At 57.5% G+C, this 24,760-nt stretch carries 22 protein-coding genes; 10 read left to right on the top strand and 12 right to left on the bottom strand.

Annotated features, from left to right (window positions below; all coding sequences use genetic code 11):
* Positions 1-2 precede the first annotated feature (2 nt).
* Complete coding sequence (gene rlmM, locus Q0Y02_RS13275) at positions 3-1,064, bottom strand: 23S rRNA (cytidine(2498)-2'-O)-methyltransferase RlmM (protein WP_297769313.1); 1,062 nt, start codon at positions 1,062-1,064, stop codon at positions 3-5.
* A 77-nt stretch (positions 1,065-1,141) separates the two neighbouring features.
* Here rlmM and Q0Y02_RS13270 point away from each other — a divergent pair, with 77 nt between their 5' ends.
* Positions 1,142-1,813 carry an outer membrane beta-barrel protein gene (locus Q0Y02_RS13270; RefSeq protein WP_297769311.1) on the top strand — a complete coding sequence of 224 codons (672 nt, stop codon included), beginning with the start codon at positions 1,142-1,144 and terminating at the stop codon, positions 1,811-1,813.
* Between the two features lie 61 nt (positions 1,814-1,874).
* Here Q0Y02_RS13270 and purU read toward each other — a convergent pair whose 3' ends face one another.
* Together purU and Q0Y02_RS13260 are read right to left on the bottom strand one after the other, a co-directional pair.
* Positions 1,875-2,747, bottom strand: a complete 873-nt coding sequence (gene purU / locus Q0Y02_RS13265) for a formyltetrahydrofolate deformylase (RefSeq protein WP_273009441.1) — start codon at positions 2,745-2,747, stop codon at positions 1,875-1,877.
* 24 nt (positions 2,748-2,771) lie between these two features.
* Complete coding sequence (locus Q0Y02_RS13260) at positions 2,772-3,791, bottom strand: AraC family transcriptional regulator (protein ID WP_273009443.1); 1,020 nt, start codon at positions 3,789-3,791, stop codon at positions 2,772-2,774.
* Between the two features lie 274 nt (positions 3,792-4,065).
* On the opposite strand from Q0Y02_RS13260, the gene Q0Y02_RS13255 reads away from it, so the two are divergent.
* Entirely contained in the window at positions 4,066-4,461 is a 396-nt protein-coding gene (locus Q0Y02_RS13255; RefSeq protein ID WP_297769306.1) for a response regulator, read from the top strand.
* A gap of 9 nt (positions 4,462-4,470) precedes the next feature.
* On the opposite strand, the gene Q0Y02_RS13250 is transcribed toward Q0Y02_RS13255, so the two are convergent.
* On the bottom strand, positions 4,471-5,994 hold the full coding sequence (locus Q0Y02_RS13250; RefSeq protein ID WP_297769302.1) for a Na/Pi symporter: 1,524 nt from the start codon (positions 5,992-5,994) through the stop codon (positions 4,471-4,473).
* Positions 5,995-6,003: 9 nt separating this feature from the next.
* Positions 6,004-6,819 carry a PPK2 family polyphosphate kinase gene (locus tag Q0Y02_RS13245; protein WP_297769300.1) on the bottom strand — a complete coding sequence of 272 codons (816 nt, stop codon included), beginning with the start codon at positions 6,817-6,819 and terminating at the stop codon, positions 6,004-6,006.
* A 66-nt stretch (positions 6,820-6,885) separates the two neighbouring features.
* Between Q0Y02_RS13245 and Q0Y02_RS13240 the strand changes: the two genes are divergently transcribed.
* On the top strand, positions 6,886-7,296 hold the full coding sequence (locus tag Q0Y02_RS13240) for a VOC family protein (protein ID WP_297769297.1): 411 nt from the start codon (positions 6,886-6,888) through the stop codon (positions 7,294-7,296).
* A gap of 76 nt (positions 7,297-7,372) precedes the next feature.
* On the opposite strand, the gene Q0Y02_RS13235 is transcribed toward Q0Y02_RS13240, so the two are convergent.
* Together Q0Y02_RS13235 and Q0Y02_RS13230 are read right to left on the bottom strand one after the other, a co-directional pair.
* A complete protein-coding gene (locus Q0Y02_RS13235; RefSeq protein WP_297769294.1) occupies positions 7,373-9,538 on the bottom strand; it encodes a 3-hydroxyacyl-CoA dehydrogenase NAD-binding domain-containing protein in 2,166 nt (721 codons plus the stop codon).
* A gap of 29 nt (positions 9,539-9,567) precedes the next feature.
* Positions 9,568-10,779 (bottom strand): acetyl-CoA C-acetyltransferase, encoded by a 1,212-nt coding sequence (locus tag Q0Y02_RS13230; protein ID WP_297769292.1) that lies wholly within the window; start codon positions 10,777-10,779, stop codon positions 9,568-9,570.
* 279 nt (positions 10,780-11,058) lie between these two features.
* Here Q0Y02_RS13230 and Q0Y02_RS13225 point away from each other — a divergent pair, with 279 nt between their 5' ends.
* Positions 11,059-11,817 carry a glutathione S-transferase N-terminal domain-containing protein gene (locus Q0Y02_RS13225; protein ID WP_297769288.1) on the top strand — a complete coding sequence of 253 codons (759 nt, stop codon included), beginning with the start codon at positions 11,059-11,061 and terminating at the stop codon, positions 11,815-11,817.
* A 347-nt stretch (positions 11,818-12,164) separates the two neighbouring features.
* On the opposite strand, the gene Q0Y02_RS13220 is transcribed toward Q0Y02_RS13225, so the two are convergent.
* Positions 12,165-12,488, bottom strand: coding sequence for a hypothetical protein (locus tag Q0Y02_RS13220; RefSeq protein ID WP_297769286.1), 324 nt, complete (start codon positions 12,486-12,488; stop codon positions 12,165-12,167).
* 90 nt (positions 12,489-12,578) lie between these two features.
* On the opposite strand from Q0Y02_RS13220, the gene smrA reads away from it, so the two are divergent.
* A complete protein-coding gene (gene smrA, locus Q0Y02_RS13215) occupies positions 12,579-13,172 on the top strand; it encodes a DNA endonuclease SmrA (protein ID WP_297769283.1) in 594 nt (197 codons plus the stop codon).
* A gap of 148 nt (positions 13,173-13,320) precedes the next feature.
* On the opposite strand, the gene sthA is transcribed toward smrA, so the two are convergent.
* Positions 13,321-14,718: a Si-specific NAD(P)(+) transhydrogenase gene (sthA, locus tag Q0Y02_RS13210; protein ID WP_297769280.1), complete on the bottom strand. Its 1,398-nt coding sequence runs from the start codon at positions 14,716-14,718 to the stop codon at positions 13,321-13,323.
* Positions 14,719-14,871: 153 nt separating this feature from the next.
* Here sthA and Q0Y02_RS13205 point away from each other — a divergent pair, with 153 nt between their 5' ends.
* Positions 14,872-15,168: a hypothetical protein gene (locus Q0Y02_RS13205; protein ID WP_297769277.1), complete on the top strand. Its 297-nt coding sequence runs from the start codon at positions 14,872-14,874 to the stop codon at positions 15,166-15,168.
* On the opposite strand, the gene Q0Y02_RS13200 is transcribed toward Q0Y02_RS13205, so the two are convergent.
* From Q0Y02_RS13200 to Q0Y02_RS13190, 3 genes are all read right to left on the bottom strand, one after another.
* Entirely contained in the window at positions 15,130-19,581 is a 4,452-nt protein-coding gene (locus tag Q0Y02_RS13200; protein ID WP_297769274.1) for a choice-of-anchor Q domain-containing protein, read from the bottom strand. The genes Q0Y02_RS13205 and Q0Y02_RS13200 overlap by 39 nt on opposite strands.
* A gap of 161 nt (positions 19,582-19,742) precedes the next feature.
* Positions 19,743-20,432, bottom strand: coding sequence for a DnaA regulatory inactivator Hda (hda, locus tag Q0Y02_RS13195; RefSeq protein WP_297769271.1), 690 nt, complete (start codon positions 20,430-20,432; stop codon positions 19,743-19,745).
* A 3-nt stretch (positions 20,433-20,435) separates the two neighbouring features.
* Positions 20,436-21,434, bottom strand: coding sequence for a DUF2066 domain-containing protein (locus Q0Y02_RS13190; RefSeq protein ID WP_297769269.1), 999 nt, complete (start codon positions 21,432-21,434; stop codon positions 20,436-20,438).
* 213 nt (positions 21,435-21,647) lie between these two features.
* Between Q0Y02_RS13190 and purM the strand changes: the two genes are divergently transcribed.
* The 4 genes from purM to Q0Y02_RS13170 are packed head-to-tail and all read left to right on the top strand — an operon-like array spanning position 21,648 to position 24,727.
* Entirely contained in the window at positions 21,648-22,691 is a 1,044-nt protein-coding gene (gene purM, locus Q0Y02_RS13185) for a phosphoribosylformylglycinamidine cyclo-ligase (protein ID WP_297769267.1), read from the top strand.
* Positions 22,688-23,329 carry a phosphoribosylglycinamide formyltransferase gene (gene purN / locus Q0Y02_RS13180; protein ID WP_297769263.1) on the top strand — a complete coding sequence of 214 codons (642 nt, stop codon included), beginning with the start codon at positions 22,688-22,690 and terminating at the stop codon, positions 23,327-23,329. Before purM ends, purN begins: the two co-directional genes overlap by 4 nt.
* A complete protein-coding gene (locus Q0Y02_RS13175; RefSeq protein ID WP_297769260.1) occupies positions 23,289-24,011 on the top strand; it encodes a DUF3108 domain-containing protein in 723 nt (240 codons plus the stop codon). The genes purN and Q0Y02_RS13175 overlap by 41 nt, the downstream gene beginning before the upstream one ends.
* 2 nt (positions 24,012-24,013) lie before the next feature.
* Entirely contained in the window at positions 24,014-24,727 is a 714-nt protein-coding gene (locus Q0Y02_RS13170; protein WP_297769257.1) for a DUF3108 domain-containing protein, read from the top strand.
* Positions 24,728-24,760 lie beyond the last annotated feature (33 nt).

Here is a 24,760-nt window from a genome sequence, read left to right as displayed (position 1 = left end):
GATCAATAGTCCCGGTGGAACGCAGCCCACACGGTAATTTCCTCACGATCATAGTAAAGCTGGGCCGCCTTGATCTCGGGCACGCCCAGATTCTCGTGACGCTCCATGGCAACGGTCAGTTTCTCGAGCAATTGCCATGCCTCCTGGAAACGACGCTTCATGGGTAGCTTGAGATTGAACAGGGCCGCTCTGGACCAACCCTGGGTGAGCCATTTTTCCATTTGCTGCAGGGTGCGCGCCGGCTTGTCCACCACATCGCAAACCACCAGGTCCACACTGCTACGGGGCCGCCAGGTGAAGGCATCACCGTGGATATGCTCCACCGGATATTCATCCATCAGGCGGGTATCCAGTTTACCGTGATCCACCGCCTGCACCTTGATGCCACGGCGGGCCAGTTGCCAGCTCCAGCCGCCCGGGGCAGCGCCCAGATCCACAGCGGTTTTTGCTGTGAGGCCGTCCGTGCTGCCAAAAAAACGGATCAGCGCCTCTTCAACCTTGAGCGCGGAGCGGCTGGGTGCTTCAGCCGGCAATTTCAGCCGTCGCACCCCGCCTTCAGCAAGTGGGATAGCGGTCGGGCTGCTGGTCACCCAGCCATTGTGGGAATCACTGAAGAACAGGTGCAGCCGTTGGCGGGCACCGGGTTTCAACAGACCAGCCTTTTTCAGACGTGGCTCCAGCGCCTTGCGAAAGCCGCGCAGAAAGCGCTGCATTTCACGACCGTCATTGGTGTCCGGATGTTCCAGAAACACCTCACTGAAAGGAGCCGCCTGCTTCAGCAGTGGCCATAGTTCAGCAATCCGGTCATCGCCGATATCCACGAACTGCCCTTCGGCCAGGCTAAGGCTACGGGCAAAAATCAGCCCACTATCCAGCAGTGCCGCCATGGAACCCTGTTGGCTGTGCCAGAGCACATAGCCGCTATCCGGGACGGTACGCGGATAACCGCCAACCATCTGCTCCGCCGCATGGTAGTTCAGCTCCGCCGCCAGATCGTTCTCGAAGCCGGGTCGGCACAACCCCAGCAGGGTTTCATCATGGGCGTGCTGCAAGTCACTGTGCATGTTGGTCTCGCGCTGGTTACAATATGGGAGCTTCTTTGAGGCTCTACATTGTCCTTATCACAACGGCTGGATCAATAATGAAAACAATATTGCCGCTGACTCTGGGCCTTGGCGCCGCCCTGCTCTCCCCTTTTGTCTCTTTGGCTCATGCCGAGGAAGAACTGGCGCCACCAGATGTGGACTTCTACGCCGAGGCGCAGATGCTACGTGCTGACCTGGCCCCCTATGGCTTTGATACCACCGATGGGCTGAATATACGCATTGGCATGTGGCTCAACAGTGTGGATCTGGGTGGTGACTCCCGTCTGGGACTGGAGGCAGGTTTCCTGCGTCAGAGCAAGGATTCCATCGACAGTGAATTTGTAAGAGCACCAACGGTGTCGGAACAGGGTGCCGGGGCCAGCAGTGTCCGCATCAACGAAGAAGATTCGCTGGAGATCAATGGCTTCACTGTAGGGCTCCTGTGGCAGACCAGGCGTTGGGTATACTTGAAAGGCGGCGCCTATATCTACGATTTTGAGCTGGAGAACCGTCAGCAGCGCACCCTGCTGGATAATAATGGCGACACCGTGTTGTCGCTATCGGAAGCCCCTAGCAGCGATAGTCAAAGTGGTATTGCGCCCTATCTCGGCGTAGGCCTGGCAATCCCGGTGCTGGATAAGTTGTCTGTAACTGCGGATTACCGCCACACGCAACTGGAATCCGAAAACTTTGGCACGTTGGGGATCGGGCTGCGTTATAGCAACTGACCACCTGACGCCTGACGCCTGTGCGATTTTAGTTTTTGGCGTCAGGCGTCAGTGTCCGGGGTTACTTCACAAACACCACTGTCTTGTTGCCATCGACGATGACCCGGTCTTCCAGGTGCCAGCGAACTGCGCGCAGCATTACCTGCCGTTCCACGTCCTGCCCCAGCGACTTCAGCTCGTCAGCGGAATGCCGATGGCTGACCCGCTGCACGTTCTGCTCGATGATCGGCCCCTGATCCAGATCTTCTGTCACATAGTGGCTGGTGGCACCGATCAGTTTGACGCCACGATCGTGGGCCTGCTGATAGGGGTTGGCGCCCACGAAGGCTGGCAGGAAGGAATGGTGGATGTTGATAATGCGGTGCGGATGGTGCGAAACAAACTCGCTGCTCAGAATCTGCATGTAGCGGGCCAACACGATCACGTCTACCTGGCCCTCCAACAGCGCCAACGCCTTGGCTTCCGCCTCGGCCTTGTTATCGCCGTTCACCGGAATATGGTGATAATCGATACCGAAGCGCTCCACTTCGCCGCGAAGATCATCATGATTGCTGATCACCATTGGAATGGTGGCCGGCAGGTCGCCCCGCGAGGTACGCCACAACAAATCCATGATCACGTGGTCATGGCGTGATACCAACACCGCCATGCGCTTTTTCTCGCTGGCATAGCTGATCTGCCACTGCATGCCGTAAGGTTCAGCGACCCGGCTGGCGAAATTGTTGCGCAGCGCCTCCCGGGAGCAGTCCAGCTCCGGTGTCTGGAATTCCAGGCGCAGAAAGAAAGTGCCACCCCGGGCATCGCTGGAGTGCTGGTCGAAATCGGTGATGTTGGCACCGTGGTTGAACAGAAAGGTACTGACGGCGCTGATAATACCCGGCTTGTCCGGGCAGGTTACCAGCAGGCGGGCCGTGTTGGCGTCTTGCACTGTCATTGCGGGTCCTGGTAATCGGTCAGATTAATGACTGACGCCGAAATGCTCCTTACGGAAGCTGGATGGGGTCTTGCCCGTCCACTTTTTGAAGGCACGGTGGAAAGAGCTGGCTTCACTGAAGCCCATCAACAGGGCAATTTCATCGATGCTCAGATCCGGCTTGGACAGGTAATAGACTGACGCATCCTTGCGGATGGAGTCCTTGATCTCCTGGTAGCTGGTATTGGCCTCTTTCAGCCGGCGGCGCAGGGTTTGCGGCGTCATGTTGAGTTTACCGCAGATTTCCGTGAAATCGGGGAAGCTGTTGCCGTATTCGTTGGAGATGATCGCCCGGATTTGCGCCGGCAACCCCACATTGTGGATATTGCCATCGAACAACTGAGCCAGGGAATCCTTGAGAAACTTGGAAAGAGACAGCTCGTTTTGCACCAGGGGCAGGTCAAGAAAATCAGCACGGAAACTCACCGCATTTTCGTCGGCGCTGTACTCGATGGGGCAATCGAACAGGAAACGGTGTTCCTCATCGTTCCTCACATCGGTGTAATCCAGCTTCACCAGCTGGGGCTCGATAGCCTTGCCCACCAGCCAGCTCATAAAACGCAGCCAGACAAAAAGGGACGTCTCAATGATCACTTCCCGAAAATCCAGGCGCGGGTCAGCCTTTACCACCAGCCGGGCGATGTCTCCGTGCCGCTCTATCCGGGAATGCATGCTTAGCTCGAACAGATCATAAAAGCGGATACCCCGCTCGATGGCCGCCCCCAGGGTCGGGCAATTGATCACCGCGTGGGCCATCATGGAAAAGGTGCCGGGCTTTGATTTGCGACCCTGGCCAAAACCGAGAAACTCGTCCTGGGTCTGCTGCATAATCAGCAGCATCATCTTGATAAAGGTGTCTCGCTCGATGGTACCGTCCGGGTCATCGAGCAACTGTCGGGGGATATCGCACTGATCAAGTAGATCGGGAATGCTGGCACCGGACCGGCCCGCCCCCTGGAGCAACTTCACTACGCGATTGATATTGATTGTTCTGCGCTGGTACATCGACCGCCACCCTCACACCATTGGCAATGCCAAAAAGCGGTTGAACCGCTTCTTCAGTATCCTGAAATCGTTACCCGTTCAGCATTCTTGTCCGCCGGGCTTGTATCTCGAATCCTCTGACCGGAATCCGGACCGCCAATAATAAAGAAACTGGCCATAATTGACATAGTGTTTACCCGATCCGGTCGCGCCATTGTACGTTGAAATAACAAAAACTACCTTGACGTGTCTTTCACCCTTGTTATCAGCGCGCCGTTACGTTACAAAATCATTCATGAATGTTCTCGTTGTCGAAGACAATAAAGCTGTCAGTCTTATCATCTGCCGTATCATCGAAGAGCTGGGCCATGAATATGTGCTGGCCGCCGACGGTGAGGCAGCGCTACGTCTTTACCGACAGCGAAATGTGGACCTGCTGATCCTGGACGTGGAACTACCGACACTGGATGGATTCAGCGTGGCCAGGGATATCCGCAACCAGAATGGCCAGACCCCCATTCTGTTTATCTCCGGCAACAACAGCGAGGCCTACCGGCAACAATGCCTGGACGCAGGCGGCGAGACCTTGATGCCCAAGCCCCTGCGCCCCAGTGAATTGCGACGCTGGCTGGAAGTGGCTTTCAGCCAGTTAGCCACCGGCAACCTCTCCCCCACCGGGGCGTCAGCCTGACGCCAGCCCTCACAGGGTATCGCCATCCATCACAGCCAGACTCCGCAACCAGTGGCGGCCACTCTCATCCACTTCCCGCGCCAGATTCAGCACGCTGATCCCCCGTAAACGGGCATCTGCCACCAGTAAATAGGCGTCGCGCTGAAGCTGTTCCATGGCCAGGCGATGCTGTGCCGCCAGCTCATCGCAGGGTGATGCCTGATAGAGTCGCTCCAGCGCCTGAAGGATCTGCTCACTGAACCCCTGCAGGCCGGGGTCACGGCTTGCTGCCAGAAGCGCCAGATCATCCGCCACATCCTTCAGCGCCTTCAAGGCATAAACCGCTTCACGCACCCGGGCGCGAAGACGCCGCAGGCGCTGTTCCTGCCCCTCGGTCATGGGCTGTTGAGCCAGCCGGTTGGCATAGTCAGCCAATTCCATTTCCATGTCTGTCACCCGGCCGTATTCCTCAAGGAAACGAGACAAGGAGCGCCCCTGGAGCGGGTGAAGGCAATAGTTCCTGACCCGCTCGATGAGGCTGTCAGTCTCGCGGCCGAGCACCAACAACGCCGGCTCCACCGATTGCGGGCTGATATCGGCGAACAGGTCATGATGTCCTCGCTTGCCAATATGCTTTTCAATACTCCGCTCCATGGCACCCAGTAACGGCGCGAACACCACAATCCCGACCAGATTGAAACCGGTATGGAAGGCCACCAGGCCATATAGCGGATCACTGAGACCCAACCAGCCAGAGACCTCTGGCCACACCGGCATCATCAGGAAAAAGGCCAGCAGCGCCGTTCCCAGGTTATAAAACACATGAAACGCCGCCACCTGTTTCTTCTGCACGGAGCCCTTTATCGCTCCGAGCAACAAGGTACTGGTGGTCCCCAGGTCGGCACCGATCACCAGCGCCAGGGCTTCCGGCAAGGCAATCAAGCCCCCGTTAAGTGCCGATAACGTAATCAGCATGGCTGCCGACGAGGACTGGATGATGGCGGTCAGCAGTACCCCGGCCAGCAGATACACCAGCGGCGGATAACCCTGTAGCCAGCTCACATCGAAACGCTGCCCGACGCCTTCAACGGCCACCTTCATGGTATCCAGGCCAAAGATCAGCAAGCCGAAAGCCAGCAGGAACAAGCCCGCAGAACGCCACACACCTTTCGACAGCAGTACATAGCAGAGAGCGCCGGCCCCGGCCAGAGGCAGGCTGATCGCGGAAAGCGAGAGCTTGAAACCCAACAACGTCACCAACCAGCCGGTTACCGTGGTGCCCAGGTTGGCCCCCAGCATCACCGCCATGGCATGACGCAGCGGCAGTATCCCCACTGACACAAAGGCCAGAACCAGTAATCCGACCAGGGAGCTGCTCTGCATCACGGCGGTAACCAGGGCCCCGGCAAGCACGCCTTTCAGGGTGGTATTGGTGGAGCGTTGCAGCCAGTGGGACGCCTTTTCGCTGAACAGCGTCTGCACCGCCTGCTCCACCAGCTGCATGGCAAACAGGAACAGCCCCAGCCCGGCCACCATTGTCAGCACACTGTTCATCGCTGCGACTCAATCATTCTGTTGCGTCAATACACGCCGATAGTGCTCGATGCACTGCGGATTTTCCTGGGGATACTCAGGCGCCAGTTCCTTCAGGGTGGACAAAAGCAATTGCGCCACCGCCGCCCTGGCCTGTTGCTTGTTATCGTTGGGAATCAGATGCCAGGGAGCATGCAGGGTATGGGTGGCCGTCAGGGTCTCGTTCACCAGAGACAGGTAGGCGTCCCTGGCCAACCAGCTTTCTACATCAGCCGCATCGAACTTCCAGCGCTTGCGCGGCTTGTCCAGTCGTTTCAACAGGCGGCGGCGCTGTTCTTCCTGCGAGGTATTCAGCCAGATCTTGATGATCCGGGTCCCTTCCCGATGCAGGTGTTGCTCAAAGGCGTTGATGGCCTCGTACTTGAGCGGCCAGTCATCGCTGCTGTGTTCGGTAACCGGCCACAACCGTTCAGCGAGCACGGATTCGTAATGGCTGCGATTGAAGGCCACTACTTCGCCGCGGGCCGGCAGGTGGCGCCATACTCGCCAGAGAAAATCATGATCCACCTCTTCACCCAGCGGTCGACTGAACCCATGCACCCGAAACGCGGCCGGGTCCATGGCCCTGGCCAGGGTGCGAATCAGGCTGTCCTTGCCGGCAGCATCCAGCCCTTGCACCACCAGGAGCACCCCGTGACGTCGATTGGCAAACAGACGCCGCTGGTATTCGTGCAGACCGTCCAGCACCGCATCCAGATCCTGTTGCGGCGGCTCCTGGTAATCTGTTGGCAAACTCTGCACGTTGAGGGTGGGCCCTGAGGGCCAACCAAAGCGGTCCAGTTCCATACGTACTCCCTTGGGTATACCGTATTGAGCATAAAGGGCAGCGTGCTCGACAAACAGGAGATTTTCATGGAACCACGGATCAGCATGATCACCCTTGGCGTCAGGGACCTGACCACGGCGATCCGTTTTTATGAACAGGGCCTGGGCCTACCCCGCCGCCCCATGCCTGACGATGCGCCGGTGGCGTTCTTTGAATTGAACGGCACCTGGCTGGGCCTGTTCGGCCATGACGATCTTGCCGCTGATGCTGGCGTTGCAGCATCCGGTGAGGGTTTTCGGGGTGTGGCCATGGCCCACAATGTGGAAAGCCCACAACAGGTCGACCAGTTGCTGGCCCAGGCCCAGGAAGCCGGCGCACAACTGATCAAACCAGGCCAGCCCACCGACTGGGGCGGTTACGCCGGCTACTTTGCCGACCCGGATGGTCATCTGTGGGAAGTGGCCTGTAACCCGCACTTCTGGGTAGGGCCACGCTAGCCCTGTATCGGCGCAACGTACAGACATAAAAAAACCCGGCACAGAGCCGGGTTTTCTTATCAGACAAAACCCACCGTTACTTGTAGATTTCGTCCTTTTCCGCTTTCTCCACCAGGGAAGCTGGCGGGTTGAAGCGATCACCGTAGGACTTGGCCAGTTCCTGGGCACGGGCCACAAAACCACGCAGGCCGCCCTCGTACTGGTTGATGTACTGGATCACGCCACCGGTCCAGGCCGGGAAGCCAATACCGAAGATGGAACCGATGTTGGCATCGGCAACAGACTCCATCACGCCTTCATCAAAGCATTTCACTGCTTCAATGGCTTCCACGAACATCATCCGCTCCTTGATATCTTCGAACGGGATCTCCTTGTCACCACCAAAGGCGTCTTTCAAGCCTGACCACAGGTGCTTCTTGCCGTTTTCCGGGTACTCGTAGAAGCCTTTGCCCTGGACTTTACCGGGACGATCCAGCTCTTCGACCATTTTCTTCATGACCACTTCTGCTGGATGCTCTGGCGGCAGCTCCTGACCTTCACGCTTGGCATCGTCACGGGCTGCCTTGCCGATTTTCAGGGCGGTTTCCATGTTGATCTCATCGATCAGGTTCAGGGTGCCTACCGGGTAACCGGCCTGCATGGCGGCCTGCTCGATGGACTGGGCATTGATACCTTCACCCAGCATGGCAATGCCTTCGTTGGCGAAGGTGCCGATGACACGGGTGGTGAAGAAACCACGCGCATCGTTGACCACGATGGGGGTCTTCTTGATCTGCTGGCAGTAATCGTAGGTCTTCGCCAGTGCTTCCGGGCTGGTGTCCTTGCCGGAAATAATTTCCACCAGTGGCATTTTATCCACCGGGCTGAAGAAGTGGATACCGATGAAGTTGTCCTGCTTCTTCACGCCCTTGGCCAGGCCGGTAATCGGCAGAGACGAGGTGTTGGAACCCAGCACCGCATCGGGCTTCACCACATCCTCGATTTCCTGGAAGACCTTGTGCTTCAGTTCGGTGCTCTCGAACACCGCCTCGATCACGAAGTCCACCCCGTCCAAATCCTTGGCATCTGCCGTGGCATGGATCAGCGACAGGATCTGCTCTTTCTTCTCTTCGGTCATCTTGCCCCGGGAGATGTCCTTGTCGAGCAGCTTGCGGGAGTAATCCTTGCCCTTCTCCGCGTTTTCCTGGGAGATATCTTTCAGCACCACCTGGGCACCGCTGCGAGCAGTCACGTAGGCAATGCCCGCGCCCATCATGCCGGCGCCGAGGATGCCTACTTTTTCGGCACGGAATTTCGGCACATCCTTGGGACGGCTGGCACCGGCGTTGATCGCCTGCAGGTTGAAGAAGAAGGCGGTGATCATGTTCTTGGCGACCTGGCTGGTAACCAGAGACACAAAGTAGCGACCTTCAATGGTGGAGGCATTATCGAAATCCACCTGGGCCCCTTCCACAGCCGCCGACATGATCGCCAGCGGGGCCGGATAGTTGGCGCCCTTGATCTGCTTTTTCAGATTGGCCGGGAAGGCCGGCAGGTTCATGGCGAACTTGGGGTTCTTGGGGTCACCACCGGGGATCTTGTAACCCTTCTGGTCCCAGGGCTGCTGGGCTTTCGGATTGGCCTTGATCCACTCGCGGGCCTTGGCCAGCATCTCGTCACGGTCAGCGGCCAACTCGTCGATCAGCCCGGTTTTCTGGGCCTTGTCGGCTTTCATGCGCTGACCCTGCATGAGCACTTTCATCAGGCCATCCTGAATACCCAGCATGCGAATCACGCGGGTGACACCGCCGCCACCGGGGAGCAGACCCAGGGTCACTTCCGGCAGACCGAACTGGGCGGATTTGTCGTTGATAGCGATACGGTGATGACAGGCCAGGGCGATTTCCAGGCCGCCACCCAGGGCGGTGCCATTCAGCGCCGCCACTACCGGCTTGCCGAGGGTTTCCAGCACCCGCAGCTGACGCTTGATCTCGGTGACGTTATCCAGAAAAACCTGGCCGTCTTCCTTTTTTGCCTTGAGCAGGTCACGCAGATCACCGCCGGCAAAGAAGGTTTTCTTGGCGGAAGTGATGATGACACCGGCAATGTTGTCTTTCTCTTTTTCCAGACGCTCCACGGTGGCTGCCATGGACTTGCCGTACAGCTCGTTCATGGTGTTCGCGGACTGATTGGGATCATCCAGAATCAGGGTAACGATGTTGTCCGCGTCCTGTTCCCAACGGATTGCAGTTTGTTCACTCATGTTCTTTCTCCGAATTCGTTCGACGCGGTTTACAGACGCTCAATGATGGTGGCGATACCCATGCCACCGCCCACACACAAGGTGCACAGCGCGTACTTCTTGTCGCGACGCTCGAGTTCATCCAGCGCGGTTCCCAGAATCATGGCACCGGTGGCCCCCAGCGGATGCCCCATGGCGATGGAACCGCCATTCACGTTGGTCACATCCGGAGTAATGTCCATGTCCTTCATGAAACGCATGGCCACGGCGGCAAACGCTTCGTTGATTTCCCACAGATCGATGTCGCTGGTTTTGAGGCCGGCTTTGGCCAGCGCCTTCTTGGCGGCCGGGCCCGGGCCGGTCAGCATGATGGTCGGATCGGCACCGCTGATGGCGGTGCAGACAATACGGCCACGGGCCTTCATGCCGTAATTCTTGCCGACCTGCTCGTTACCCAGCACGACCAATGACGCGCCATCCACGATGCCGGAGGAGTTACCGGCGTGGTGAACGTGATCGATTTTTTCCAGCCAGTGGTATTTCTGCAGCGCCACCGCATCGAAACCACCCATTTCGCCCATCATGGCGAAAGAGGGATTCAGACCTGCCAGCCCATCAGCAGTAGTGCCGGCGCGAACGTGCTCATCACGATCCAGTACGGTCAGGCCGTTGAGGTCTTTCACCGGTACCACGGACTTGCCGAAGTAGCCTTTTTCCCAGGCAGTGGCAGCACGCTCCTGAGATTCCGCGGCGAATTCATCCACATCACGGCGGGAAAAACCTTCGATGGTGGCAATCAGGTCAGCACCAATACCTTGAGGGACGAAACCGGTCTTGTAGTTAGTGACCGGATCCATGGCCCAGGCACCGCCGTCGGAGCCCATGGGAATCCGGCTCATGGCTTCCACACCACCCGCCAGAATCAGGTCATCCCAGCCGGAGGCCACTTTCTGGGCACCGGTGTTCACCGCTTCCAGGCCGGAGGCGCAGAAACGGTTCAGTTGGTAACCCGCCACTGTATCCGGCAGGCCCGCAGCCAGCGCTGCCGTCTTGGCGATACAGGCGCCCTGATCGCCCACCGGGGTAACCACGCCCAACAACAGATCATCAATACGGTTGGTGTCCATATTGGGGAAACGGGCTTTCACTTCATCGATCAGGCCGACCACCAGGTCCAGCGGCTTCACCGTATGCAGTGAACCATCTTTTTTACCCCGACCACGGGGAGTACGGATGGCATCGTAAATATAGGCTTCGGTCATGGAACCTTCCTCTTGCCTCAGGCAGATGTCAGCACAGCTGACGGGTTTTGGAGGGCGGAACCTGTCAGTGCATGGGTTCGCAACAAAGTGACAGGTACCGGCCAAATGTAGACCGCAGAGATTGCCCTACCCGAGCCCGTCACTCAATGACAGGAGTTAACAGCCAGGGTGAGCGGAACGGGCAGTGGTTAACCGCTTGATATGCAAGGCGTCTTGAGGGCCAATGCGAGGGACTGGAGAGATGATAAGGTCTGGACATTCGTTTCAGGAGAATTCGCTATGTCCCATAACACCGAGGTGCTGCGCTCCCTGGCCGCTTCCGCCCTGCAGCAGGGTCGAGGCATTGCCAGCAAAGGCCACCGCAAGACGCCCCAGGAACCCCTTGAACTGTATGACATGGAAGGCTGCCCGTTTTGCCGCCTGGTTCGCGAAGCATTGACGGATCTGGATCTGGATGTGCTGATTTTCCCTTGCCCCAAGGGCGGTGAGCGTTACCGCCCACTGGTGGAGCGCCTGAGTGGACGCCAGCAATTCCCCTATCTGATGGACCCGAATACCGGGGCCGCACTGTACGAATCCGCCGATATCATCGACTACCTGTACCGGGAATACGGTGGCCGCCCAGCGCCGCGCCGCTGGCTGGTACGCAGCCTGCGCACGGCCGCTGCGGTGTCCGCGTCACTGCCCCGTGCCTCCCGTGGCCTGCACGCCCTGGACAGCCAGGCGCCCGAACAGGCACTGGAACTCTACTCTTTTGAGGCCAGTCCCTTCGCCCGCCTGGTTCGCGAACGCCTCACCGAGCTTCAGCTTCCCTACCTGCTTCGTCAGTGCGGCCGGGATCAATGGCAGGACTGGGTGCTACCGCCGGTGCGGCGGCGTCTTCTTGATGACTATGCGCCCCGTCAGCGTAACCGGGTCGCCCTGATGGAACGAGCCGGCCGCATCGCCGTTCCCTACCTGGTAGATCCCAATACTGGCGCTGAACTATTCGAATCCGCGGACATTCTGAATTACCTGGATCAGACTTACGGTCGATAATCGCTGCCCGGCGCACCAACAAATGGTGTGCCGGACACTTCTCCCTTCGCCGGATTAGTGCTATATAAAGCACTGAGAACCCCCTTTCATTCTGTAAAGAGAGTAGCACCATGGGTCGTCGACATTTTGATGACTATGAACCGGACGATTGGAACGAAGAACACAAGCGCGCTGAACGTGAACGTCGCAAACGTGATGCAAAACGTCATCGGCACGATTCAGAGGACAAAAGTGACTCGCGCGAAAGCCGCGATTCGCGTCCTTACTGAAACAGGTTCCATCTCGGGAGCATTCGCTTCCAGGTCTGAAAACCGGGCTTCACGGATGAAGCCCCTCTCTCCTTTTGGCTAATTATCGCCGTAACGGCTGGCAAGAGTGGTCAGTGCTGCAGCTGTATTCTCATCCGCCAGAAGCTTGAAGCCACCCCGCCAATGTCCATTGGGCAAATAATCATGCCAACGGGGTTCCGCCATCACTGTCAGTTCACGATGACCCGATAAAGGTAAAGGCAGTTGCAGTAGCAGTGACTGGCTCCCCTGAGGTGGCGAACCACGACCGGTCAGGCACAGACCCTCGTCAGTCAGATTGAGAATATGCCCCACCGGCTTTCGATCGATGGAAGCCCGGACATTCAGTCTCAGTCGAGGCCTGCGGAAACGTCGTCGCTCCATAACTACCTCTCGGGAAGGGTCTCACTGCCAGTTTCTGCCCGCTTTGTGTACCATGCAAGCATGAACTAACGGGTTTTGTGGAGCAGTTCCATGGCCACCAATGACGATGATCTGTTCCGCCAGGAAATGGCGGATGTGACACCGATCAAACCGGATAATCGCGCAAACCTACCCCGGACCAAGCGGCCAGACAGCCTGCGCGAGCAACTGCGCCGCGCCGCCGTTATGGATGACCGTAAGGACCGCAATCCCCTCACCGTGCCGGAACAAGTCCCCCGGATTGGCCCCACCGATATTGTCGGGGTCAAGAAAAACGGCGTACAGGAAGGCGTATACCGCAAATTGCGGCTGGGCAAGTATGATGCCCAGGACCTGCTGGACCTGCATCGGGTGCGTTTGATGGACGCCCGAGACCGGGTGCAGGCTTTTCTGATGAAAGCCCACGAACAGGGCCTGCGTTCCGTCCTGATAAGCCACGGCAAAGGGGTGCACAGCGAGCGTCCTGGCTTTCTGAAGAGCTACGTCATGCACTGGCTCGAGGAGAGTCATCTGGTACTCGCCTACCACTCCGCCCCCCAGAACCAGGGCGGCAGCGGCGCCACCTATGTACTGATACGGAAAAGCAGTCAGTCACGGCAACGCAATAGGGAATTCTTTATGGAGGCGGGGAAACAGCAAAGATAGTTAATAGTTAAGAATTAATAGTTAATAACGCGCGGGGAGATTAACGCAAGAGGCCGCGCCCAAGTGCTGAGCGCGGCCTCTTGCCTTGATGCTCAGTGAAGACTGATCCGCGCAGCTATTAATTATTCACTATTCATTATTAATTACCTCACCGCCTGATCCGGTTAATCCCGTTGATCGCCGCCACCCGATAAGCTTCCGCCATAGTCGGGTAGTTGAAGGTGGTGTCGATAAAGTACTCCAGCGTGTTCTGTTCGCCGGGCTGGCGCATGATGGCCTGGCCCACATGGACGATTTCCATGGCCTGATAGCCGAAGCAATGGATGCCCAGCACCGCCAGGGTCTCCCGGTGAAACAGGATTTTCAGCATCCCTACCCGCTCACCGGTAATCTGCGCCCGGGCCAGATTGCGGAAGAAGGCCTGTCCGACCTCATAGGGCACCTTGGCGTCGGTGAGCTCCTGCTCGTTGCGCCCCACGCTGCTAATCCCCGGGATGGTATAAATGCCGGTAGGCACGTCGGTCACCTGCCGGACGTCATCGCCGGCAATGGCCGCCGCACAGAAGCGGCCCTGGTCATAGGACGCGCTGGCCAGGGAGGGCCAACCCACCAAATCGCCGACGGCATAAATACCTTCCACACTGGTCTGGTAGCGCTCGTTGACCTGTAACTGCCCACGGTTGTTGGGCTCAAGGCCGACAGCGTCCAGCCCCATGTCCTGAGTGTTACCGGAGCGACCGTTACACCACAGCAAGGCATCGGCGCGCAGTTTCTTGCCGGACTTCAGTTCCAGGGTGACACCATCATCGTCGGCAACAACCCGCTTGTATTCCTCATCCTGACGAATGGTGCAGCCCTGCTCGCGCAGGTGATAACTGAGCGCATCGGAAATTTCCGTATCCAGAAAATCCAGTAGATGCTGCCGGGAATTGACCAGGTCAACCCGGATTCCCAGGCCGGTAAAGATGCAGGCATATTCCGATCCGATCACCCCCGCCCCATAGATGATGATATGGCGTGGGGTATGGTCCATGGTGAGAATGGTGTCTGAGTCGTAGACACGGGGATGCTCGAAATCCACATCCTCCGGATGATAGGGCCTTGAGCCTGTAGCAATCACAACGTTACGGGTTTTGAGCAGATGCAACCGCCCTTCCCGGTCTTCCACCTTCACCTCGTTATTGCCAAGCAGCTCACCTCGGCCACCAAACACCGTCACCCGGTTACGGATATAGAAATCCGTACGCACCTGGACCTGTGAATCGATGACCTCGCGGGTCCTGGCAATCAGATCCTGCCAACGGACTTCACGGGGATTGAGAATGCCACGCAGCAGAGGATTGCGCTGAGTACGAATCACCTGGCGTACCAGATGACGAAGCGCCTTTGAAGGAATGGTCCCCCAGTGTGTGCAGTTACCTCCCAGGGATGTCTGGTCTTCGACAATGGCTACCCGCAGGCCTTTCTTGGTCGCCTGCATGGCCGCCGCTTCACCCGCCGGCCCACTACCAATCACCACCAGATCCCAACCCGCACTGATATCCATTCACTTCTCCTTTCCGCGACATCACTATTATAGGCATGTCCCCCGGCTGGCACGAGTAAGACCAAAACTGAGGCTCCCTAGCCATATTGGCAGAGACTGGCATGATGGGGAGGATGGAAGAAATGATCCAATCCGATAACAGAGGTGTCTGACATGGAAGAGCGCAGCGAACACAAGCCCTCAAAGCTGGCCCGAGGAGGAAAGACAACAGGCCGGTGGCTGATGACCCACCCGATCGGGGCCTTGCAAATTCTGGCGGTGATCGTGGTGGCAATTATCGTGCTTCAGAATCTGGAGCCCACCAGCATCGACATCCTGTTCTGGACACTGGTGGACATCCCCAAATTACTGCTTTTGCTGGCCAGCATGCTGGCCGGGGGGCTGATCTGGGAGCTGTTGCGGCGCAGCCTGCTACGCCGCCGCAAGGCGCCGGCGACGCCAGAACAGTAATAACAGACCGGAGAGCAGGCCAAGGCTCCAGCTACCGGCGCTTGCGTCTTCCTGTTCTCCCGGGTAGGTGATGGTGAAGGTGGCAGCCGCCGACGTACTACCACAGTGATCCTCCACTTCCAGAGTAAAGCTGTCCTTGAACGGGCTGAAGTTACTATCGGGGATGTAGGTCACGGTGCGCGCGTCAGAATTGATGATTATCCCCGTGCCCTGAGCACTACCCGTTTCATTATTACGTTTAGTAAAACTAGGCTCATCCTTGATTCTAAGCGTTGGCCAATTGATGGAACTCGAGTCACCATCGGGGTCATCAGCGGTAATCTTGAAGGTTACAGATTCACCAGGACGGCTACTACGGGTCTGCCCAGTGATACTCGGCGCCTTGTTGGTGATACTCATGCTGACCAAAGCATCCGAGGACTGCTGGGCCGGGTCCGCGTTGTCTTCAAAGTTGTAAAGGAAAACCAGCCGAGGTGTGTCTCTGTCATCATCATTGAGGGCTTCACAAACTGCATCCTTGGCTGGATCTACTGAATCTGGAATGAAGCCCTGATTTGAAGGAGTGAACAGGACGATACAATTTTCGGCCACATCTCCATCATCATAATTGTCCGGATTGCGATTGATGAAACGCTGGGGAAGCGGGTCGCCGCATTTCACGTCATAGCCATCAACCGATTCGCTGTAAAATTCCCAGACAAATTCAATGGTGGTGCCATCGGCTTGGGATCCACTACCACCTAGAACATAACGGCGGGTCGTTGAATCATAGGTGTAAGAGCCGGCCGTCGGATTGACCTCTTCTTCCCCGCCGACAATATCAAATTGTGCCGGAGTGAAAACGAAATTATCGTCCAATAACTCGCCATTTCCATCAAGCAGCTCAATCTCGGCTCCATCACTCGGCAAATCATTATCAAAGACGTCTATCAGGACGCGGCGATCTGGCGCACGCTGGTTATTGGCCTCGTCATCTGCAGCGGTAATTTGTTGATATTCAAAGGCCCCTCGATCACAAATGCCACCAGAAGTCCTGGCAATACCACGCAAATCCGCAGCGCGGCAGCGCAGCGGAGTTGAGGTACCAGATTGCAGATCCTCTTCGTCGTTGCCGGCATCAATGATTAATAAATCGTTGAGATCAGCAGCAACGAGATACGGAGGCGTATAGTCCGTAGAACTACCCGTCTCACCTTCCAGCACTGATGACATGCCCGCGGTTCCACCTTCCCCATCGTCATTGTTCTCATCTGTACCACTTGCCGTACAGGCAGCGCCAGAAAACAGGTTGTAAACGCTATCGCGCAATTCCCCGGTACCTGTTGAGCAACTGGTTCCACTGGCCGCAACAATACTGTTTGCCAAGCTGACCGTGGCTTCAGAGTCGCCCAGTTCAATACCATTCCCCGGAGCATTATTCACGAAGGTCAGATTCATCAGACGGACATTAATATCCACGCCACTGAGATCCAGGGCCGAGCCTTTCGGTGCACTGTTGTCCACAAAGGTACTGTTGGAAAATGCAATGAAATTGCCGGTTGGAACATTCAAATCAAAGGCGCCACCCTCAACGTCAGCATGGTTGCTCTCAAACGTTGTATCAACAGCGGCAAACCGGAAACTCTCTCCATTCTGGGCTGTGGTTGCCATAACACCACCGGATTGCAACGCCTCGTTACCTGTCACATAGGCACGATTGAAGGACACCTGTTTTTCATTGCCGGCGTTGGCCCGTACATAGATAACCCCACCGGAACGGTCTGCCCGGTTATTGCGAAGGATAACCCGGTCAAAAACCACGGAGCCGCCGGTAATGACTGCACCGCCAAATCCCTGATCACCCACGGGGGTGCCTCCAGGCACAGAGGCGTTACCGCCTTCCAGCTGGAGATAGCGAAACAATACACTGGGATGACCATTACTAACTGGCGCTCGCACTTCGAACAATCGGCTCTGTCCATCCCCGATAATTCGGGTAATCGTGTCCTCAGCATCCGGCTCTGCATCATCTGCATTGCGAACGCCTTTGCCGACCAGCTCCACACTGCCCCCCTGGATTACCAGTGTGCCTTCCAGATGGATATCGCCAGCAGGCAGCAGGATGCGATCTTCGCCTTTGGCACCGAAATCACAGTCCGGGCTACTGAAAGTAGCGGCATTGGCCAACGCTTCTCGCAAGGTGCACAGGCCATCGTTGGTAATGGAAGGGTTATCATCGAGCAGGGAGTTCACTTCAATATCAGCAGCCAACACTGTGCCCGATAGCATCACGGCAAGGGCAACAAGCCCTGAACGCCATCGGCGGAGCAGGCCACCAACGAGCAACGTTAAAAATGCCAGGACTGAAAAAGAACCACCGCTGCTGCCACCCAGAATACTCTTGGGCTCTGTCAGGCCACTGGACGGCTGCGCCACCATATTGGCAATTTCACTCTGATCCAGACCGATATCGGTACCACCAGCAAAGGCATACCGGGAAACCAAATAACGCAGCTGATCTACGCCGTGAAAACTGCTGTCCGGGGAATAACGAACACGAGGGTAACCCTGGCCATCAATTTCCACTGATGCCCGTCCCCGCTCAGGGGCAACAATAATTGTCATGCAACGCTCAAGTACTTCTTGCTCAAGGCAGGCACTATCCATGACCGGGCAGGTGCCTTCATCAATAATGATTGGTTCCAGACGTCCACAATCCACCACAGTGTCATTTCTGTCATTTTTCAGCACGTCTCCGAGCACAGTCCGGCCGCTAATCAGATCAATCTCATCCGGTTGCGCCAGTGCACGCAGAAATTCCACCGCTCCCACGTCACAACGTCCACCAGCGCCACCACGCGACTCACCGCGCATGTCTTGCTTGGCACATTGATCTACGGTTTCCGGGTTACCGCGATCGAACAGGCTGGGAGTTGCCTCCGGTATTGTCGTATCCAACCCGGCGGGTTCCGGGTTAGGGAGAAAGCCAGGAAAATTTCCGCCCAGCTCTTCGGCAGGAATCGGCATGCAGGCTCCGGAGCCGGTTCCCACGCAAGTGACACGACTGGCCGTTGTCTCATTCCAGCCAAGCAGCACTTCCGCCGAGGCTCCGTTCGGGTCCAGTGTCACCGGCGTCCCTTCGGTCTGCTCCCGCGGCAAAGGGCACGTCGCGTCGTCGGTAATTGTGTAAAGCAAGGTAGCATCGGCATCGTCGGTGCCATCCAACGCAGTACCCGCACATGCCCCATTGCTGTTACCTGCCAGTACCGTATTGAAGATAAAGGCCGTACTGAACGCTTCTGGTGGATCTTCATCCGGATCGGTCGGCACATCCAGCTGAGCTTCATCAAGATGTAGCGCCAAGCCTTCGTTGAAGACGATCGTCATGTTCTGCAGCACCAGCTGATGCTTCGGCGCTACCAACTGGATAACGCCGCCACTATTGTTGGTGATGGTTCCATTGGTCAGATCAAACACAATCTGCTTGTCTTCATCTCCATCCAGATAGAACAGCCCACCATCAGACTGAGACTCGTTACCTGCCATGTAAAAGCGGTGACCGGTAATTTCCCCATCAAACTCGGCAGACGTTGCTATCACGGCACCATTGCCGCTGGCCACATTGTCTTCGAACAGTGTGCTTTCCGGAAAAGCCAGGTTGCTACCGTTCTCAAGGTATACCGCGCCACCGTTGATCGCCTGGCCTCCACGCAACTCGACATTCTCTGATAAGCCAAGCCCGCCATGGGCCAGGATCAACCCGCCATTTCTCTCTGCCGGGTCGACTTCATTATTGGCCGAGCCTTCCTGCAAAATAAGGTTACCCAGCGTCAGCGAGCCTCGCTCCAGCAGGAACACGCGGCTGTTTCCGCCCGCAGAGATGACAGGCTTTTCCTTGTCTTCCGGTTCTTCAAAGCTGTCCAGGAACACATCAATTCTGATATTGGGCGAAATGGGAGTGTCATCGCCTTCATCAAGATCGACAGGCACTTTCACAACGATCTCTACTAGACAGTCATCTTGGGCCGTTGGAGTGCATTCGGGGTCCACAACTTCTTTTGTCTCATCAACAAACTTGACCTTCCTGCCCCCCAGGGGAAGCTCCCCTTCAGTCAACAGGTACGTCTCACCTTCAAGCAAGCGAATAGTGTCATTACCAGTGCCCGCCTCACAGGCCCCGACGCTGACTTGGTAACTGATCGCGTAAATGGCTTCGCGCAGAGTGCACCGACCACCGCTCGACTCCGGGGTTACTTTGTAATAGCTGTCTTCCGGAGCGAACTGGGGGGCATCGGACTCTTCGTAGACGACACGTTCAACAGAAACCGCCACATCGTCCGTGGTCTCGATTTTGTAAACGGTTGCCTGGGAAGTGGCGGCTGCGAGAATAAGGGCGCAGCCAGCAAGGGTTTGCCAAAGCGCGATGTGGCGCATGTTGTGCTCCTGCAGGCTTTTTTGTGCCTGGCGTTATTGTTCTAATCTGGATCCAAAGTCCGACAATGCACTGATCACCGGAACGTAATCTGATGTAACCAATCATCAATATAGCGGTTACTTACGTAGCAGACTGTTGCTTCTTCGTTAAGCGACCCTTTTTACCACCCCAGCGCATCCTTGACAAAGGGAATAGTGACCGAGCGCTGTTGCGCGAGGGCCATACGGTCAAGGCGGTCAAGCAGCGCCATCAACGCCCCGGGGCTACGCTCACTGCGCAACACGATATAGTGAGCTACATCCTGCTCAATCCGTAGCCCACGGGCCCTGGCCCGCTCCTGTAACATTTTTTGCAGGTCATCATCTGCCAGAGGGGCCAGCCTGTATACCGGCCCGGCGGCCAGGCGGGTGGCCAGATCCGGCAGTAACAGGCCGGTGGCGGTCGGAGAGGCATTGGCGGTCACCAGCAGGTGCCCGCCCTGTGCCATCAGACGGTTATAAAGGTGAAATAAGGCCTCTTCCCAGGCCGGATCACCGGCAAAACGCTGACAATCATCCAGCGCCAGCAGATCGAATTGTTCCATGGCCTCCAGCACCGCCGGCACCAGCGGGAGTAGCTCGCTGGCAGGCAACAGGCAAGCATCCATGCCCTGCTGCTGGGCCAGGCGCACCGCCCCTTCCAGCAGGTGGCTCTTGCCCTGTTGCTCCCCGCCCCAGATAAAGGCCTGACGATCTGCACCCAGCACCACTTCACGGACGCCGGCCAGCGCGGCCCCGTTGGGGCCGGACAGGAAATTGGAAAGGTCATTTCCCTCACGCAATTGCAGCGCCAGGGGCAGCTGTGCGCTCATGGATCAGGAACGCCAGCAGTAGCGCCACTGCGGCCCGGCGACCGAATCGTCCGGGCAGGGGCGCAATTGTCGGGAAAGCTCCAGCAGGCTACGTAGCTGGGAATCGCTGGCACCGAAATCCAGGCCGAAAGTCACTCCCTGATCAGAGGCCTGTACCAGCGAGACGGCCCGCATGCCGCTCAGCCCTGCCAGGAAACCCTGCAGCTGATGCCAGTCAGCCAGCGTTTCCACCTGCTCGACCTCCAGCAGGGTGAGCCGCTCGGAAGCGCTGCTGGCCACCGCATAACGCTGAGCGAGTTGATCGGTCACCGCATCCACCAACGTTGTCACCGCCTGTTCAGCGGAAGCACTGTCTTCACGCCCCTGATTCAGGGTCTTCTTGCCCTGTAACACACGCCAGCTCACCGTGGCCGGCGAGCCTTGATACAAAACAGCAGCGACAACCAGTTCATGAGGGTATCGCTCGGAAGCGGACCGCAACTGGTTATCGAATCGGCCGCGGACATCCGCTACGGTGACCGCATTACGGTCCTGACTGTCCCATTCGGGCACCACCAGGGATAGCCCCCGGCGCCGGGCTTCGCCAACCAGGTGCTCGCGCAGTTCATGATCTCCCGCCACCATATCTCCACGGCCGGTGCCCTGCTCTACCAGCCAGATCAACACCTGGGGACGCGGAAAGCCCCATACCGGCGCGCCCGCTGCCGCCATGAAATCCATCAAGCCGCGGGTGTCATAGCGGACCATCAGTTGATCACCGTCGTAATCGTAGCGAGTGACCCAACGGTCCAGCTGCGCCAGAGCCTGCTCGGATACCGGCTGCTCAAGGACTTGCTGTTTGCCACTCAGACGCACCAGCATGTCCTTCAGCCCTTGCTGCAGAGCCTGCTGGCGCTGAGCCTCGCCACGGCCATCCACCGTCAGCGCCACTGTATTCAGAGACTCTGCCTGGGCCCCAAGGGCCAACCCCAACAACAATGCCACGATTCCAAGAAAACGCATGACCGGCCATTCCAACCTGAAAATTCAAGCGCGCTATTATCACTGATAACCCGCCGGGACGCGAGACGCCTGACACCAGACACCATGCAATTGCACAACGGTTTTCTGTTCTCACCGCATGCAGCTTGCTGCCAGCGGCAATTCTGCCGGTTTGGCTGGAAAGATAGCCCCCTCACCCTTAAAATACGCGCCTTCACCAATCCGGAGCCCCCCATGACCGATCAGAAACGGCCGCTGACTTACCGTGACGCCGGTGTCGATATCGACGCTGGCAACGAGCTGGTAAAACGTATCGCCCCCGTGGCCAAACGCACCCGTCGTCCCGAGGTGCTGGGCGGTCTGGGCGGTTTTGGCGCCCTCTGCGAGTTGCCCAGCCGCTACAAGAACCCGGTTCTGGTAGCCGGTACCGATGGGGTTGGCACCAAGTTGCGTCTGGCTATTGATACCGGTCGCCATGACAAGGTGGGCATCGATCTGGTGGCCATGTGCGTCAACGATTTGATCGTGGGCGGCGCCGAGCCCCTGTTCTTCCTGGACTATTACGCCACCGGCAAGCTGGATGTGGACACCGCCACCAGCGTAGTGACCGGCATCGGCGAAGGCTGTGAAATGGCCGGTTGCGCCCTGATTGGTGGCGAAACGGCAGAAATGCCGGGGATGTACGAGGGAGAGGATTACGATCTGGCCGGCTTCTGTGTCGGCGTGGTGGAAAAAGATGGCGTGCTGGATGGCAGCAAGCTCAAGGCCGGCGACAAACTCATCGGCCTCGCTTCCTCCGGCCCCCACTCCAACGGCTATTCGCTGATTCGCCGCATCATGGCCCAGTCCGATATCGACATCGAACTGGAAGGTCAGCCCCTGATGGAGCATCTGCTTGCACCCACCCGCATCTATGTCAAACCCCTGCTGAAACTGATCGAGCAGGTCCAGGTGCATGCCCTGGCACACATCACCGGCGGCGGCCTGCCGGAAAACCTGCCCCGGGTGATGCCGGAAAACACCCGTGCAGTTATCGACACCCGTAGCTGGGAATTTCCTGCCGTATTCAAGTGGTTGCAACAGGAAGGCCAGGTCCCGGCTTTCGAGATGTACCGCACCTTTAACTGTGGTGTCGGTATGGTCATCGCCGTCCCGGCAGATCAGGTAGATGCCACCCTGGCGCTGATGGAAGCAGAAGGCGAAGTGGCCTTCCTGATGGGTGAGATCCAGGCCGGTGAAGGGGAACCGGAAGTGGTACTGGAAGGCCTGGCAGAGTGACGCACCGCCTTGCTGTTCTGATCAGCGGCTCGGGCACCAATCTGCAGGCCATCATGGCGGCCATTGATAGTGGCCGCCTGGATGCAGAGGTCGTGGTGGTACTGTCCAACCGTGCCGATGCCGGAGGTTTGAGCCGTGCCAAACATGCCGGCATTGCCACCGAAGTACTGGATCATCGCCAGTACGACAGCCGCGAAGCATTTGACCAGGCAATGATCACGACTCTGGACCGTTACCAGCCCGGTACGGTGGTGCTGGCCGGGTTCATGCGCATTCTCTCACCGCTGTTTGTCCGCCACTATGCCGGCCAGCTGATCAACATCCACCCTTCCCTGCTGCCCAAGTACCGCGGGCTCCAGACCCATGCCCGCGCTCTGGAAGCCGGCGATCAACAGCATGGCTGCTCCATCCATTTCGTCACCGAAGAACTGGATGGCGGCCCACTGATCGCCCAGGCTCCGCTGGACGTCCTTGCGAACGATACCGTTGATTCCTTGTCCAAACGCGTACAACAACGCGAACACCTGCTTTATCCTCTGGTGTTGCAATGGCGCGCCGAACAGCGCCTGGAATTGAATCAGAACGGAGTCATGCTGGATGGCAAACCTCTCCCCGAACAGGGGTTTCAACTGGTCTAGCAGTCTTCTGCTGACACTGGCCCTGGTGGCTCCGGCCAGCCATGCCGAGCCACCGGTTGCGCCTTTTTCTCTGGATTACAGCCTGAAAAGTGAAGGTATTCCTTTCACCGTTACTGCCACACGGACTCTGAAACCCATGCAGGGAGGCCTGTGGAAAATGGAAGTGCAGGCCAAAAACTGGCTGGGCGAAATCCGTGAAACCACCCTGTTCGACTGGCAAAAATGTATCCCCGAGAGCACGTTCTATGGCTACTACCGTCGTGGCCTGGGGCGGGTCAAGGAAGCCAAGCTGCATCTGGACCGGGAAACCGGGGTCGCCGCCAGTGAACGCACGGATAAGCCCACGCGCAATTACCCGATCACAGATCAAGCCACCGACGAACTCTCCGTCTCTCTGGCCCTGCAATGTTCTCTTCAGGCTGGCCAGCGTGACATCAAACTCCAGGTTGCCGATGAGCGTTCCATGGAAGCACACCGCTACCGTGTAGTTGGCGAGGAACAGCTGAATATTGACGGCAAGCGGGTGGAAACAGTAAAAGTACAACGCCAGCGCGGCACCAACAGCAAGCGACAGACCTACATGTGGTTTGCACCGCAGCATGATTATCTGCTCGTCCAACTGCTGCAGGAAAACAGTGATGGCGATCACGTGATGACGCTGCAATCTATGGAGGGATACTAACGGTGCGACGGATCTTACTTGCCTTACTGGTGGCAGCCTGTAGCGTTGCCAGTGCCGAACCGCTGGCGCCTTTTGCGGCCGAATTCCGCATTTATGTGAACAAGCTGCCCACCCCGGTCAAGGCCGACCTGGTGCTGGAACCCGCCGAAGGCAAAGACTATTACCGCATGCTGCTGAAGGCCAAATCCTTCCTGCTTACCAATACCGAAGAGAGCTATTTCCACTGGCGCGACTGTCAGCCGCGCACCACCCAGTATGTTCATGAATTCAAGGGATTCGGCCAGCACCGCTACCACCATATGGATTTCCAGTGGAACCCACCCATGGTCCACAACGAATCCGAAGACGATCAGGAAAGCCTGGAAATCCCGGAAAACACCCTGGACGAACTGACCATTCTGTTGCGCGGGCGTTGTGTATTTGCCACCGGCGACAAGGCCTACAAAGTCACCAGCGTCTACGGTGACAAGCTGCGCACCCATCATTTCGAGATTATCGACCGGGAAGTGATTGATACGCCTATGGGCGAAATTGACACCCTGCTGGTGGAAAAGAAGCGCGAAGGGGACAGCAAGGAAAAACGTCGCACCCTGTTCTGGGTGGCGCCAAGCCTGGACTACATGGTGGTCAAGGCCAGGCACATAGAAAGCACCCTGCTCAAGGCAGAACTGATCATGATTGATTACGACGGCCCGGATGTGCCGCCGTTGTCCTAGTGGGTTGATAGAACCACTGTAGGAGCGGCGACA

Origin of the sequence: uncultured Alcanivorax sp., assembly GCF_947258575.1 — a bacterium.
GTDB lineage: Bacteria > Pseudomonadota > Gammaproteobacteria > Pseudomonadales > Alcanivoracaceae > Alcanivorax.
The sequence above is the reverse complement of the archived record's forward strand: the minus strand, read 5'-3'. Positions and strand labels throughout refer to the sequence as shown.

Bases quoted from the DNA above. Each gene is read 5' to 3' on its own strand.
- rlmM (WP_297769313.1), bottom strand. From the start codon at position 1,064: ATGCACAGTGACTTGCAGCACGCCCATGATGAAACCCTGCTGGGGTTG.
- Q0Y02_RS13270 (WP_297769311.1), top strand. From the start codon at position 1,142: ATGAAAACAATATTGCCGCTGACTCTGGGCCTTGGCGCCGCCCTGCTC.
- purU (WP_273009441.1), bottom strand. From the start codon at position 2,747: ATGACAGTGCAAGACGCCAACACGGCCCGCCTGCTGGTAACCTGCCCG.
- Q0Y02_RS13260 (WP_273009443.1), bottom strand. From the start codon at position 3,791: ATGTACCAGCGCAGAACAATCAATATCAATCGCGTAGTGAAGTTGCTC.
- Q0Y02_RS13255 (WP_297769306.1), top strand. From the start codon at position 4,066: ATGAATGTTCTCGTTGTCGAAGACAATAAAGCTGTCAGTCTTATCATC.
- Q0Y02_RS13250 (WP_297769302.1), bottom strand. From the start codon at position 5,994: ATGAACAGTGTGCTGACAATGGTGGCCGGGCTGGGGCTGTTCCTGTTT.
- Q0Y02_RS13245 (WP_297769300.1), bottom strand. From the start codon at position 6,819: ATGGAACTGGACCGCTTTGGTTGGCCCTCAGGGCCCACCCTCAACGTG.
- Q0Y02_RS13240 (WP_297769297.1), top strand. From the start codon at position 6,886: ATGGAACCACGGATCAGCATGATCACCCTTGGCGTCAGGGACCTGACC.
- Q0Y02_RS13235 (WP_297769294.1), bottom strand. From the start codon at position 9,538: ATGAGTGAACAAACTGCAATCCGTTGGGAACAGGACGCGGACAACATC.
- Q0Y02_RS13230 (WP_297769292.1), bottom strand. From the start codon at position 10,779: ATGACCGAAGCCTATATTTACGATGCCATCCGTACTCCCCGTGGTCGG.
- Q0Y02_RS13225 (WP_297769288.1), top strand. From the start codon at position 11,059: ATGTCCCATAACACCGAGGTGCTGCGCTCCCTGGCCGCTTCCGCCCTG.
- Q0Y02_RS13220 (WP_297769286.1), bottom strand. From the start codon at position 12,488: ATGGAGCGACGACGTTTCCGCAGGCCTCGACTGAGACTGAATGTCCGG.
- smrA (WP_297769283.1), top strand. From the start codon at position 12,579: ATGGCCACCAATGACGATGATCTGTTCCGCCAGGAAATGGCGGATGTG.
- sthA (WP_297769280.1), bottom strand. From the start codon at position 14,718: ATGGATATCAGTGCGGGTTGGGATCTGGTGGTGATTGGTAGTGGGCCG.
- Q0Y02_RS13205 (WP_297769277.1), top strand. From the start codon at position 14,872: ATGGAAGAGCGCAGCGAACACAAGCCCTCAAAGCTGGCCCGAGGAGGA.
- Q0Y02_RS13200 (WP_297769274.1), bottom strand. From the start codon at position 19,581: ATGCGCCACATCGCGCTTTGGCAAACCCTTGCTGGCTGCGCCCTTATT.
- hda (WP_297769271.1), bottom strand. From the start codon at position 20,432: ATGAGCGCACAGCTGCCCCTGGCGCTGCAATTGCGTGAGGGAAATGAC.
- Q0Y02_RS13190 (WP_297769269.1), bottom strand. From the start codon at position 21,434: ATGCGTTTTCTTGGAATCGTGGCATTGTTGTTGGGGTTGGCCCTTGGG.
- purM (WP_297769267.1), top strand. From the start codon at position 21,648: ATGACCGATCAGAAACGGCCGCTGACTTACCGTGACGCCGGTGTCGAT.
- Q0Y02_RS13175 (WP_297769260.1), top strand. From the start codon at position 23,289: ATGGCAAACCTCTCCCCGAACAGGGGTTTCAACTGGTCTAGCAGTCTT.